This is a genomic window from Nevskia sp. (assembly GCF_023266035.1).
In the GTDB taxonomy this organism is placed as follows: domain Bacteria; phylum Pseudomonadota; class Gammaproteobacteria; order Nevskiales; family Nevskiaceae; genus Nevskia.
This window is the reverse complement of sequence record NZ_JAHFRY010000084.1, coordinates 1-11807: the sequence shown is the minus strand read 5'-3', so window position 1 is coordinate 11807 and position 11807 is coordinate 1. Positions and strand designations below refer to the sequence as shown.

The 11807-nt window shown below is 66.6% G+C and carries 12 protein-coding genes and 1 pseudogene; 12 read left to right on the top strand and 1 reads right to left on the bottom strand.

What is annotated here, in order from left to right; genetic code table 11:
* On the top strand, positions 1 to 1158 hold a 1158-nt coding region (locus Q0D45_RS13750; RefSeq protein ID WP_293393783.1), incomplete at its 5' end, for an amidase family protein.
* Between the two features lie 12 nt (positions 1159 to 1170).
* On the opposite strand, the gene dbpA is transcribed toward Q0D45_RS13750, so the two are convergent.
* Positions 1171 to 2553 carry an ATP-dependent RNA helicase DbpA gene (gene dbpA, locus Q0D45_RS13745; protein WP_293393782.1) on the bottom strand — a complete coding sequence of 461 codons (1383 nt, stop codon included), beginning with the start codon at positions 2551 to 2553 and terminating at the stop codon, positions 1171 to 1173.
* Positions 2554 to 2730: 177 nt separating this feature from the next.
* On the opposite strand from dbpA, the gene Q0D45_RS13740 reads away from it, so the two are divergent.
* The 11 genes and pseudogenes from Q0D45_RS13740 (at position 2731) to Q0D45_RS13690 (ending at position 11648) form a co-directional block, all read left to right on the top strand.
* Positions 2731 to 3255, top strand: a complete 525-nt coding sequence (locus tag Q0D45_RS13740) for a spore coat U domain-containing protein (protein WP_293393780.1) — start codon at positions 2731 to 2733, stop codon at positions 3253 to 3255.
* Positions 3256 to 3268: 13 nt separating this feature from the next.
* Positions 3269 to 4000: a fimbria/pilus periplasmic chaperone gene (locus Q0D45_RS13735; RefSeq protein WP_293393778.1), complete on the top strand. Its 732-nt coding sequence runs from the start codon at positions 3269 to 3271 to the stop codon at positions 3998 to 4000.
* Positions 3975 to 6350, top strand: a complete 2376-nt coding sequence (locus Q0D45_RS13730; RefSeq protein WP_293393776.1) for a FimD/PapC C-terminal domain-containing protein — start codon at positions 3975 to 3977, stop codon at positions 6348 to 6350. The genes Q0D45_RS13735 and Q0D45_RS13730 overlap by 26 nt, the downstream gene beginning before the upstream one ends.
* Positions 6347 to 6805: a spore coat U domain-containing protein gene (locus Q0D45_RS13725; RefSeq protein ID WP_293393774.1), complete on the top strand. Its 459-nt coding sequence runs from the start codon at positions 6347 to 6349 to the stop codon at positions 6803 to 6805. Before Q0D45_RS13730 ends, Q0D45_RS13725 begins: the two co-directional genes overlap by 4 nt.
* A gap of 74 nt (positions 6806 to 6879) precedes the next feature.
* Positions 6880 to 6996 (top strand): annotated as a pseudogene (locus Q0D45_RS13720) (GFA family protein); the annotation flags it as partial.
* A gap of 280 nt (positions 6997 to 7276) precedes the next feature.
* Positions 7277 to 7504: a hypothetical protein gene (locus tag Q0D45_RS13715; protein WP_293393770.1), complete on the top strand. Its 228-nt coding sequence runs from the start codon at positions 7277 to 7279 to the stop codon at positions 7502 to 7504.
* A 91-nt stretch (positions 7505 to 7595) separates the two neighbouring features.
* Positions 7596 to 8114: a DUF1003 domain-containing protein gene (locus Q0D45_RS13710; protein WP_366946449.1), complete on the top strand. Its 519-nt coding sequence runs from the start codon at positions 7596 to 7598 to the stop codon at positions 8112 to 8114.
* 88 nt (positions 8115 to 8202) lie between these two features.
* On the top strand, positions 8203 to 8898 hold the full coding sequence (locus Q0D45_RS13705) for a VIT family protein (RefSeq protein WP_293393767.1): 696 nt from the start codon (positions 8203 to 8205) through the stop codon (positions 8896 to 8898).
* A gap of 3 nt (positions 8899 to 8901) precedes the next feature.
* Complete coding sequence (locus Q0D45_RS13700; RefSeq protein ID WP_293393765.1) at positions 8902 to 9993, top strand: DUF2914 domain-containing protein; 1092 nt, start codon at positions 8902 to 8904, stop codon at positions 9991 to 9993.
* Between the two features lie 85 nt (positions 9994 to 10078).
* The gene (locus Q0D45_RS13695) at positions 10079 to 11203 is read left to right on the top strand and encodes a nucleoside hydrolase (RefSeq protein WP_293393763.1); all 1125 of its coding nucleotides are present in this window, start codon (positions 10079 to 10081) and stop codon (positions 11201 to 11203) included.
* Positions 11204 to 11354: 151 nt separating this feature from the next.
* Positions 11355 to 11648 (top strand): hypothetical protein, encoded by a 294-nt coding sequence (locus Q0D45_RS13690; RefSeq protein WP_293393761.1) that lies wholly within the window; start codon positions 11355 to 11357, stop codon positions 11646 to 11648.
* Positions 11649 to 11807: the final 159 nt, after the last annotated feature.

Below are 11807 nucleotides of genomic sequence, written 5' to 3'. Positions count from 1 at the left end.
GTCGTCGGCATCGCTGCGACGCAGGAACTGGTCAGCCGTGCCGGCATGATCAAGGCCAGCACCATGAACGATCGAGTCGGCCCGCTATGCCGCACGGTCGAAGACACGGCCACCGTGCTCGACGTGATTTCCGGCTACGACCCCAAGGACGAACTCACCGCCTTCGGCATCGGCCGCAAGCCGCCGCAGCCTTACGCGAGCTACGCGCATGAAAAGAGCCTGAAAGGCCTGCGCATCGGCGTGCTGCGCGAATTCATGAACAAGGCGCTGTTCACCAAGGCCGACGAGCAGAGCATCGACCTCGTCGAGCGCGCGGTCGCCGATCTGCAGAAGCTCGGCGCGACCATCGTCGATCCCGGCGCCAGCGGCGCGCTGTTCCAGCAGTGCGTGGCCAAGTACGCACCGTCGGCTTATTCGCGCGCCCTGGTCCAGCAGAACCCGAAGCTGTTCCCGGCCGATGGCGATCACATTCCGCAGCTGGTGGCGATGTCTGCCGACCCCAAGTTGTTTCCCGCCGACAGCACCCTGACCATTCGCGATCTGGGTGCCGACAAGACCATCGGCGAAGGCCGCTTCGTGCTCGATCAGTATCTGCAGGCGCGTGGCGACGCCAACATCAGGAACACGGAAGACCTGATCAACAAGTCGCGCTTCTACACCGACGTGCGCGCCGGCACCGGTTTCTCGGACAAGAAGAAAGGCCTGGAAGAGAAGTTCAAGGACAAGACCCTGGATATCTCCGCGCGTCTGGAACAGCGCTTCGCGCTGCAGCAGATCGGCATCCAGTGCATGGCCGAGCAGAACCTCGATGCGGTGGTCTATCCGACCAGCAACATCCCCTCGCCCAAGCTCGGCATGCCCACCGAACCGAACAAGAACGGCCGCTCGGCCCTGGCCTGGACGCTGCTCGGCGCCAACGGCTTCCCGGCGCTGTCAGTGCCGGCCGGCTTCACCACCGAGGTCTACGACCGAGTGCCCGACAAGAACGCCGAAGGCGGCACCAGGATGATCGGCCCGATCGCCGCGAAGCTGCCGGTGAACGTCGATTTCCTCGGCAAGCCTTTCGACGAAGCGACGCTGTTCAGGATCGCCGGCGCTTACGAGGCGGCGACCCGACATCGGCAGGCGCCAGCGGGTTTCGGGCCGGTCAAGAAATAACGCGCAGCCCGCTCAATCGATCGGCCTGACCCGGAAATTCTTGCCCTTGATCTTGCCGGCGCGCAGGCCGTCGATCGCGCCCTTGGCAAAGCGGCGGTCGATGGCGACATAGGTGCGGGTATCGAAGGTGTTGATCTTGCCGACCGCTTCCTTGGCGAGCCCGGCAGCGCCGGTCAGCGCACCGAGCAGATCACCCGGCCGCAGCTTGTCGCGCCGACCGGCATCGACGCAGATGGTGACGAACACCGGCGGCACCGGACGATCCGGTGACAGGGCCGACATCGGCAGCTTGCCGATTGCCGCCTTGAAGCCGAGCTTGGCTTCGATCGCGGCAACGCGGCTGCGCTCGCGCGGCGCGTACAGGTGCAGCGCCAGGCCGCTTTTGCCGGCACGGCCGGTGCGGCCGACGCGATGGACGTGCTGGTCCGGCTCCAGCGGCAGCTCGTAGCTGATCACCAGCGCCAGATCCTTGATGTCCAGGCCGCGCGCGGCGACATCGGTGGCGATCAGGACGCGCGCCGAGCCGTTGGTGAAGCGCACCAGCACTTCGTCGCGATCGCGCTGATCGATATCGCCGTGCAAGGACAGCACCGAGAAACCGCGCTTGGCGAGCTGCACTTCGATGTCCTGGGCATCGTTCTTGGTGTGCGCGAAGACCAGCGCCGATTCCGGCCGCTGGGTGCTCAGCAGATGCGCGAGCGCATCGAGGCGCTTCATCGGATCGACCTCGTAGAAGGTCTGCTCGACCTGCGCGGTGACGATCTCGTTGTCGACGGTGATCTCGACCGGATTCAGCTGCAGGCGACGGCTGATCGCCCGCACGGTGTCCGGGAAGGTGGCCGAGAAGAACAGGGTCTGACGGGTCTTCGGCGCCAGATCGACGATCGCGCGGCTGGCCTGTTCGAAGTCGGAATCGAGCATGCGATCGGCCTCGTCGAGCACCAGCACGCGCAGGGAATCGAGCTTGAGATTGCCTTCGTCGAGCAGCTCCTGAACGCGGCCGGCCATGCCGACGACGATGTGGGGATCGTGCTCCAGCGAGGCGACCTGCGGCCGCTTGGAAATGCCGCCGCCGAGCACGGTCAGCTTGACGTTCGGCATGCAGCGCGCGAGCCGGCGGATTTCCTTGGCGATCTGATCGGCCAGTTCACGCGTCGGGCAGAGCACCAGCGCCTGGGTCTTCATCAAGGTTGCGTCGATCTTCGACAGCAGGCCCAGACCATAAGCCGCGGTCTTGCCACTACCGGTGCGCGCCTGGCCGATCACGTCGCGGCCTTCGAGCATCGGCGGCAGGCTCATCGCCTGGATCGGCGTCATCGCCTTGTATTCGAGGGAATCGAGTGCCTGCAGCAGCAGCGGATTCAGCGGCAAGGACGAGAACGGCAGAGTTTCCACGGGGCACCTGAGTCGGACAACCGGCGTTTGAGCGTCGGCAAGCCGCGAATTGTGAGGCCAGCGGCGCTTGCGTGCCGACTAGCGGTGCGCAAACGCCCAGGGGACCAGCGTTTGCAGGACCTTGATGCGGTGCCGGAAATCCGGCGCACCGCAGAAATATCGTCACGGAGCACCGCCATGCGCATCAACCTCTCCTCATTGATCGGCCGATCCAGACTCGCCGCCGCCCCCTTCGCGCTGGCGCTGATCACGGCAATGCCTGCAGCCAACGCGGCCACCGCCAGCGGCACGCTGTCGGTCAGTGCCTCGGTGGCCTCGGTGTGCCTGATCTCCAACGGCTCGCTGAACTTCGGCAGCTATGACCCGACCTCGGGCAGCACGCTGAACGGCTCGACCACGGTGACCCTGACCTGCACGCTCGGCACCGCTTACAACATCGGCCTCAATGCCGGCGCCGGCACCGGCGCCACGGTGGCCTTGCGCAAGCTGACCAGCGGCGGCAACACGCTCGGCTATCGCCTGTTCCGCGATCCCAGCCGCACCTTGAACTGGGGCAACACGCCGGCCACCGACACGCTCGACGGCACTTCGTCGGCGTCCTTGCTGACCAACACGATCACGGTCTACGGCCAGATTCCGGCCAGTGAAGCGGCGCCGACCGGCAGCTACACCGACAGCGTCGCGATCACCGTCACCTACTGAGCCGGAAGCCGCCATGCGCATCCGACTGCCGTCCTCGCTTGTCGCTGCTGCATTGAGCCTGCTGGCAACGCAGGCAGCAGCAGGCTCGTTCACCGTCAACCCGGTGCGTCTCGAACTGGCCGCCGGTCAGCATGCGACGTCGATGCTGGTCAGCAACGCCGGCAATGCCGCAACCACGGTGCAGGTCAGCGTCCATCGCTGGACCCGCGTCGATGGTGTCGACGTGCTCGAACCCGTGACCGGAGACGATGCGCCGATCGTCACGCCGCCGATGTTCCGGCTCGATGTCGCCGATCAGCAGATCGTCCGCATCGGCTTCGCCGGCCGCCAGCTCGATTCCGCCGAAGGCCACTGGCGAGTGATCGTCGAGGAACTGCCGCAGCCGCAGGTCGCGACGCCGCTGGTGCAGATCGCGATGCGTCTGCGGATGAATCTGCCGCTGTTCCGTCAGCCCGCGGAACGCCGCTCGGCGCTGGCCTGGTCCACCGAACAGGGTTCGGACGGTCTGGCGCTCGATGTCGACAACCGCGGCACCATCACCGAACGCATCGATGCCGCCACCCTGGCCGGCAGCGACGGCAAGGCGCTGTCGACCTTGACCGGCCCGCTGTACGTGTTTCCCGGCGAACACCGCACGTTCCCGCTGAAGCTCGCCGCAGCCTTGCCGGCAACAGCGACCGCCGTGCTCAGCGTGCAGGGCAGCGTGCCGCTGCATGACCATGAACTGGCCCTGCAACGGCAATGATCGGCGGGCACTGCTAGCGATCACGGCGACGCTGTTCGCAGCTCCGGCCCTGGCCGGCGACGCCGGCCTGTGGTTCGCCGCCGACCCCTGCCCGATCAACGCCGCGCAGATCGTTGCCCTGGGCAGCCAGCGCGCCTTGCTTGCGGTCCACGCCCATCCCGACACCGCCGCCGAGGACACCGTGCTGATTCGCGGCGAAGACCAGTTGTGGCGTGCGCCGTACGAGGCCTGGACGCAGTGGACACCGCTGCCGCCGCCCAGCATCGAAACCGATGCCAGCGGCCAGCGCTGGGCCGTGCTGCAGCCCGATGACAGCCTGGCTCTGCGTTACGACGCCTGCCGCAGCGAGCTGTGGGTCGATGCCAATCCGCAGCGCGTGCAGCGCACCCGCTTCGATCGCTCGAACGCTGCACCGATCACCGTGGCCAGCACCGGCGCCTATCTGAACATCGACGCCCGCTACGGCGGCCTGGCCGGCCGCAACTCGGCCAGCGGCCTGTTCGATCTCGGTGGCTTCACCGCAGGCGGCGCCGGCCGCAGTGGTCTGTACCTCGATCGCCAGCGGCTGCGCCGGCTCGACAGCCACTGGCTGATCGACGATCCCGAACGGGCGCTGCGCCTGCGGCTGGGCGACAGCATCACCCATAGTGCTGATTGGGAAACCGCGCTGCGCTTCGGTGGCCTGCAATGGGGCACCGAGTTCGCGCTGCAACCGGACCGCATCACCTTTCCGCTGCCCTCGATTGCCGGCAGCGCGGCGCTGGCTTCGACCGCGCAGCTGTACGTCAACGGCGTGCAGCAGTCGCCGGCCCAGCCGCTGCAGCCCGGTGTGTTCCGCTTCGAAAGCATTCCCACCTTGACCGGCGCCGGCGAACTGAGCGTGACCCTGCGCGATGCGCTCGGCCGCGAACAGACGCTGAGCCAGCCGTTCTATGCCTCGCCACGTCTGCTCGCGAGCGGCCTGCAGGAACAGGGCATCGAAGCCGGCCTGCTGCGCAAGGACTACACCGGGCCCGACGACCGCTACGCCACACCGCTGCTGGCCGCCAGCCTGCGCCGCGGCATCAACGATCGGCTGACCCTGCTGCTGCGCGCCGGCAGCACCGATCTGCGCCAGATCGCCGGCGGCGAGCTCGATGTCTTCGCGGCACCGTTCGGCATCGTCACCGCATCGGTCGCGGCGTCGAACAGCGACGCCGGCGCCGGTGCGATCGCCACCCTCGGTTTCGAACGGGTCGACGATCGTTACAGCCTGTCGCTGCGCCGGCGCATCGCCAGCCGCGACTACACCGATTTCGGCCGCAACCCCGGCGCGATCCATTTCTCCGATGCCGCGCGCCTGTCCTGCCGGATGCCTGGCGGCGGCACGGCGAGCGCGATCTATGTCTCCGAACAGTCCTGGGCGAATGCACCGGGCGCTGGCAGCATCCGTCTGGCCGGCTTCGGCTGGGGCCAGCCGCTGGGCGCGCGGCTGCAGGCCTATGCCAGCTGGCTGCACACGCTCGATGGCGATCACGGCAACAGCGTCGTCATCGGCCTGGCCAGCGCCTTCGGGTCCCCGGGTGCCGGAACCGGCAGCGCCGGCCTGCAGTACAGCAACGACAGCGGCCGCGATGGTGCCCGCGCCAGCATCCAGCAATTGCCGGCCGGGCCACTCGGCTGGGCCTGGCGCGCCAACGCCGACAGCCGCGCCGATGGCCTGCGCGAAGCCGAAGCCGCCTGGGCAACGACACACGGCACTTTCGGCGCCGGCTATGCCGGCATCACCGGCAGCAGCGCGCCGAGCGCCTTCGCCCAGACCAGCCTCGCCTGGAGCGACAGCCACGGCTACTGGGCACCCACCATCCGCGACAGCTTCGCGGTGATCGACACCGGCGGCGTCAGCGGCATCGGCGTGCTACGCGAAAATCAGTGGGCCGGTCGCAGCGACGACCACGGCCGCCTGCTGCTGACCGATCTCGCGCCGTACCAGCGCAACCGCCTGGCGATCGACGAACGCGATCTACCGATCGCGGTCAGCCTGCGCGACAACGGCGCGGTGATTGCGCCGCCAGCGGAATCCGGCGTGTCGGTGCACTTCGCGATCGATCGCCGGACCATGCAGCGGCTACGACTGGTCGATGCCAGCGGTGTGCCGCTGCCGGCCGGTGCCCGGCTTTCGCTCGATGGGCAGGCGCTCGATCTGCCGGTCGGCTACGACGGCCTGGTCTACCTGGAAACCGCGAACCATCCGCAAAGCCTGCGCGCCCAATGGCCGGAGGGCAGCTGCACGGCGACGATCGATGCCCACAGCGAGCGCGAGGCGCTGCGCTGCCTCGCCAGCGGTGCCAATGCCGGTGACCGGCCATGAAGCGTCTGGCCCCAATGACGCTACTGGCACTGATGGCCTGGCTGCCACTGCCGAGTGAGGCCCTGCTGGCGTCCTGCACGGCGTCGAGCAGCAGCGTCGCCTTCGGTGGCTATGACCCGATCTCGCCCTCGGCGGACTTCGCCAACGGCTCGGTGACGGTGAGCTGCACCGGTGTCGGCCTGCTGGTCAGCTACCGCATTCTGCTGGCCGGTGGCGGCTCCGGCAGCACCGCCAGCCGGACCCTGAACGCCGGTGGCAACACGCTGCCCTACAACGTCTACACCAGCGCCGGCTACAGCACGGTCTGGGACAACGTCACCGGCGTCACCGGCGGCTTCCTGATCGCGCTGGGCGGCACTTCGATGACCCATACCGTCTACGGCCGCATCCTCGCCCAGCAACCGGCAGCGGCCGGCAGTTATGCCGACAGCCTGGTGATCACCGTCAACTACTAGCGCGACATCGACGACCCGCAGTACGGCCGGATACGCTCGACCTCGGCGAAGAACGCCGAACCAGGAGCGTGAACATGACGCAGGAAACAACGCACAAGGGCAGCTGTCATTGCGGGCGCATCGCCTTTGAAGTCGACGGCAGTTTCGACTCGGTGATGGAATGCAATTGCTCGCACTGCAGCCGCAAGGGCGGGGCCTGTTGACCCTCGCTTTGGTCGCTGCGGCGGAGGTCGTTTTTGCCCAGTGCAACGAACGAGGAGCGGGCAATGGCCGACCCATTGACGCGACAAGAGAGGCAGCAATGGGCAAAAACGATCCCGCCCCTTCGGGTTGCGGCCAAAAAGCCGCCGGGACTTCGTTGCGAACCTTGACCATAGGTAGGCTATGGCCTGCGGTTCGCGCCTCGCCCGGCGGCTTTTTGACTCGCAACGCAGCGATCAAAGTGAGGGTTAACAGGCCCTGCTGTCGTTCGTGCCACGCACTGCGCTGCGGATAACGACGGACGAAACAGCCATCAGCACCTACACCTTCAATCGCCACGCGATCCGCCATCAGTTCTGTCCGCAGTGCGGCTGCGCGCCGTTCGGTCTCGGCACCGGCCGCGACGGCGTGGCGACGGCGGCGATCAACGTCCGCTGCCTGGAAGGCGTCGAGCTGACGACTCTGGAGCGCAAGTTCGTCGACGGCCGTTCGTTCTGAGCGACGGTTGGTGGACTAGGCTGTATCGGCATCCCGCCCGCAGGAGTGAGTCACCGTGAACCGCAAGACCGTCGATGAGCTGACCGCCCGCATTGCCGTCAAAGGCCATGAGGTCAGCCGCAGCGAGAAAAGAGTCATCGAGCGGGTCGCCAAGCGGCTGCACATCAGCCGCGATGCCGGGCAGGAATTCGATCAGTCGATGGGCTTCGGCGAGCGCGTTGCCGATCGCATCGCCGCGTTCGGCGGCTCCTGGACCTTCATCCTGAGCTTCCTCGGCCTGCTGGTAGTCTGGGTGGTGCTGAACGCGGCACTCCTGACCCGCAGCGCCGCCGGGCCGTTCGATCCCTACCCGTTCGTGTTCCTGAACCTGATCCTGTCGATGCTGGCCGCACTGCAGGCGCCGGTGATCATGATGTCGCAGAACCGCCAGTCGGCGAAGGATCGCAAGGCGGCCGAGCACGATTACGAGGTCAATCTGAAATCGGAACTGGAAATCCTCGGCCTGCATCAGAAGGTCGACAATCTTCGCGAGCAGCAGTGGCTGGAACTGGTCGAGATGCAGCGCGAGCAGATCGCGCTGCTGACCCGGCTGCTCGAAGCGAAAGCCTGACGATCCCCTAGAACAGCGGGGAACAGCGGGCCGGGCAGCCTGCTAAGTTGCGCGCCGCCAGCCCTTCATTCCATTCCGATCGCCGCCCATGTCCCGCAGCCATTCCGAACTGCACCGTTCCGACAGAGTCGGCTGGCTGCGCGCCGCCGTGCTCGGCGCCAATGACGGCACCATCTCGGTCGCCAGTCTGATCGTCGGCGTCGCCGCTTCCGGCAGCAGCCAGCACAGCCTGCTGCTGACCGGCGTTGCCGGCCTCGTCGCCGGGGCGATGTCGATGGCGGCCGGCGAATACGTGTCGGTGCAATCGCAGGCCGATACCGAAAATGCCGACCTGGCCCGCGAGCGCGACGAACTGCACCACGAGCCCGATCACGAGCTCGACGAACTCAGCGCGATCTACAGGAGTCGCGGCCTCGATGCCACGCTGGCGCGCCAGGTCGCCGAGCAGCTGACGACGCATGACGCGCTGCAGGCCCACGCGCGAGACGAACTCGGCATCACCGAAACCTTGCGCGCCAAGCCCGTTCAGGCCGCGCTGGCCTCGGCGCTGGCGTTCACGCTGGGCGCCATCGTGCCGGTGCTGACGGTGCTGATTGCGCCCCGCGAAACCGTGGTCGTCGCCACTTCGGTCACGGCGCTGGCCAGCCTGCTGGTGCTTGGCGCTGCGGCCGCCTGGGCTGGCGGTGCTTCGCTGACCAAGGGTGCGTTGCGAGTCGCCTTCTGGGGCGCGCTGGCGATGGCGCTCAGCGCTGCGGTCGGCGAGCTGTTCGGCGCCACGGTCTAGGCCATGAACGCCAGTCCCGAGCAGCCGACCAACCTGTCGACGAGCCTGCCGCGCAATCCACTGCTGGAACGTGGCCTGAGCTTTCTGGCGCGCTATCCGGCCCTGCTGCCGACCTTGAGCCTGGCCTTCGGCATCGGCAGCTTCGTGCTGGTGCAGCGCGGCGAAAGCATGGCGCGGATGATGGCTTTCATTGCGCTGATCGGCTGGCCGTGGTTGCTGCTCGAAGACCTGATCGGCGGCTGGCTGAGCCGCCATTCGCGTGGCCGGCTGCCACCGGCAACGGCGCGTTTCCTGACTCAGCAGGTGCAGCAGGAACTGCTCTATTTCTCGCTGCCATTCCTGTTCATCGCGATGAACTGGGTGCCCGAGCAGATGGCCTTCGTCGCCCTCGCCGCCGGCCTGGCTTTGGCCGCGACCCTGGACCCGCTGTACTGGCACCGGATCGCCCCGAACGCCGGTCTGTCGCTGGCCTTCCACGCTGCCTGCAGCTTCGTCGCCGCGCTGAGCATCCTGCCGATCGCCGTGCATCTGCCGGTGGAGCTGGCGCTGCCGATCGCCTTCGCGACCACGTCGGTGATCCTGATCGCCAGCCTGCCGCGCACCTGGGTGCCGGCGCTCGACCTCAACACCGCCAGCAACGAACCGCTGCGCTGGCGCCAGCGGCTGCGTCGCTTCGCGATGCCGCTGGCGCTGGCCACCGTCCTGGCGCTCGCCTGGTTCGGCCGCGCGGCGATTCCGCCGGCTGGCCTCTGGGTACGCGATGCCCGGATCACCACCGCGATGGATGGCCACGAGCCGGGCCCGGCGATCACTTCGGTGGATGCAGCGACCCTGGTCGGCGCCGATGCTTCCTTGAGCGCCTTCGTCGCTGTGCGGGCGCCGCAGGGCCTGTCACAAGCGGTGGTGTTCGAATGGGTGCACGACGGCATGGTCGTCGACCGCATCCCGGCCCAGATCGACGGCGGTCGCGAAGCGGGCTTCCGCACCTACAGCCGCAAGCAGCATTTCGGCGTGGCGCCGCAGGGCAAATGGCGAGTCGACCTGCGCACGCCGCAGGGGCAGCTGATCGCGCGGCGCAATTTCGAGGTTCGCTGAGCCCGGGCAGCTTCCGGGGGCGTCTCGAGTCTGGCGGGTTCCTTGCTGCGGCTTTTTCATCGCTGCCCCGCCATCACCCGAAACCATGAAAACCCTCATCGGCTTACCCAAGCTGCGCGCCTTCCTCACGCTCGCGCTGAGCCTCACGCTCGCCTTCGGCGCAGAAGCCGCCGCGGCGAAGCGCAAGATCATCATCGACCAGGACGCCTTCGGCCCGGCCTCCTCGAACCTGCAGGCGATCCTGATGCTGATGCAGGCGCCGGATGTCGAGGTACTCGGCATCACCGTCACCAGCGGCGACGGCTGGCGCGACGAGGAAGTGGGCCACCTGCTGCGTCTGCTCGAAATCGCCGGCCGCACGGAGATCCCGGTTTACGCCGGCGCGGTCTTCCCGCTGGTCAACACGCAGGCGCGCAACAAGCTCTGGGAGCAGCTATACGGCCCGCTCTACTACAAGGGCGCGTGGACCGAAGTCTGGCCCGACCAGGGCGCGCTGCAGCGCTCTCCGTATCACGCCGATCCTTACCTGCTGCCGCCCTCGCCGGCCGGCACGCCGAAGCTCAAGGTGCAGAAGGAAAGCGCGGCGAACTTCCTGGTGCGCAAGGTTAACGAATTCCCGGGCCAGATCACGGTCTGGGCCGGCGGGCCGCTGAGCAATCTCGCCGTTGCGGCCGCGCTCGATCCGCAGTTCGCCTCGCTCGCCAAGGAACTCGTGTTCATGGGCGGCAGCTTCAACCCGATCGCGGCCGACAACGCCTTCGCCGCCGAGTACGTCAACGCCCCACGGCGCGAATTCAACATGCGCTGGGATCCGGAAGCCGCGTCGATCGTGCTGCACCAGCCTTGGCCGAAGATCATCCAGGTGCCCGTCGACCCGACCACGAAGACCTTCTTCAAGCCCGAGTTCTTCAAGGAGATCGCGAAAGGCAAGGCACCGTTCGACGATTACCTCGTCAAGTTCGGTCAGTCATTCCCGATGTGGGACGAACTCGCCGCCGCGGTCTGGCTCGATCCCTCGATCATCACCAGGAGCAGCACCGTGCTCGAGGATGTCGACACCAGCTTCAGCGCCAGCTACGGCAACACGCTGAGCTGGGCCGTCGGCAGCGGTCCAGGCCTAGGTGAGCGCCCGGTGCAGGCGGTGCTCGATATCGACCTGCCGAAGTTCGAGCAGATGACCATCGACCTGCTGAGCAGGCCGAAGCGATAAGCGAGTAGCGAATAGCCACGGAACCTTAACGACCCTGGGAGAATGGGTAAGCTGTCACCGTAATTCGCAACGTCGGTTTAGGCGACAAGATGACGCCTAAGATCGATCAGGCCGGTTTATCCGACATTTTTGTAGCTAATTGGCGTTGGGCATGAAAAAGCAAAGCGCGGTTGAAACGACATGGTGGCTGGAATGGGGTGCCGTTCCGGCACTGCATTGGGCGCGCTTGCAGATATGTTCCGACGGGACGGCCGTAGTGCTAGACCTCGATGGTCGATATCACACGTTTAAAAGCCGAGAAGAAGCACATCTATGGCTGGCTGAAGACGAATATTCGTTGGCCGAGAACGTCGTAAAAGAAGAAAATCTCATCGGGGTAACACCACCGCATGCAGCCAACGACGAAGAGCTCATTCCGCTTATGCTGGCCAGGGAAACGAGGTGAGGGTCATGCCCAACAAGGCGCTCCAGCCGACGGGCCCTAAAGCCGGCCCGCTGCTGAGCTAGGGCGTTAGAGCGCACCATGAACTTGGTTATTTCGGGTATGGCACGCGTGATCGGCGCTTTTCTCCTATGCCTTGGAGCTGCCGCTTTAATTGTTGTA

Bases quoted from the DNA above. Each gene is read 5' to 3' on its own strand.
- Q0D45_RS13740 (WP_293393780.1), top strand. From the start codon at position 2,731: ATGCGCATCAACCTCTCCTCATTGATCGGCCGATCCAGACTCGCCGCC.
- Q0D45_RS13695 (WP_293393763.1), top strand. From the start codon at position 10,079: ATGAAAACCCTCATCGGCTTACCCAAGCTGCGCGCCTTCCTCACGCTC.
- Q0D45_RS13735 (WP_293393778.1), top strand. From the start codon at position 3,269: ATGCGCATCCGACTGCCGTCCTCGCTTGTCGCTGCTGCATTGAGCCTG.
- Q0D45_RS13700 (WP_293393765.1), top strand. From the start codon at position 8,902: ATGAACGCCAGTCCCGAGCAGCCGACCAACCTGTCGACGAGCCTGCCG.
- Q0D45_RS13725 (WP_293393774.1), top strand. From the start codon at position 6,347: ATGAAGCGTCTGGCCCCAATGACGCTACTGGCACTGATGGCCTGGCTG.
- Q0D45_RS13690 (WP_293393761.1), top strand. From the start codon at position 11,355: ATGAAAAAGCAAAGCGCGGTTGAAACGACATGGTGGCTGGAATGGGGT.
- Q0D45_RS13730 (WP_293393776.1), top strand. From the start codon at position 3,975: ATGAACTGGCCCTGCAACGGCAATGATCGGCGGGCACTGCTAGCGATC.
- Q0D45_RS13705 (WP_293393767.1), top strand. From the start codon at position 8,203: ATGTCCCGCAGCCATTCCGAACTGCACCGTTCCGACAGAGTCGGCTGG.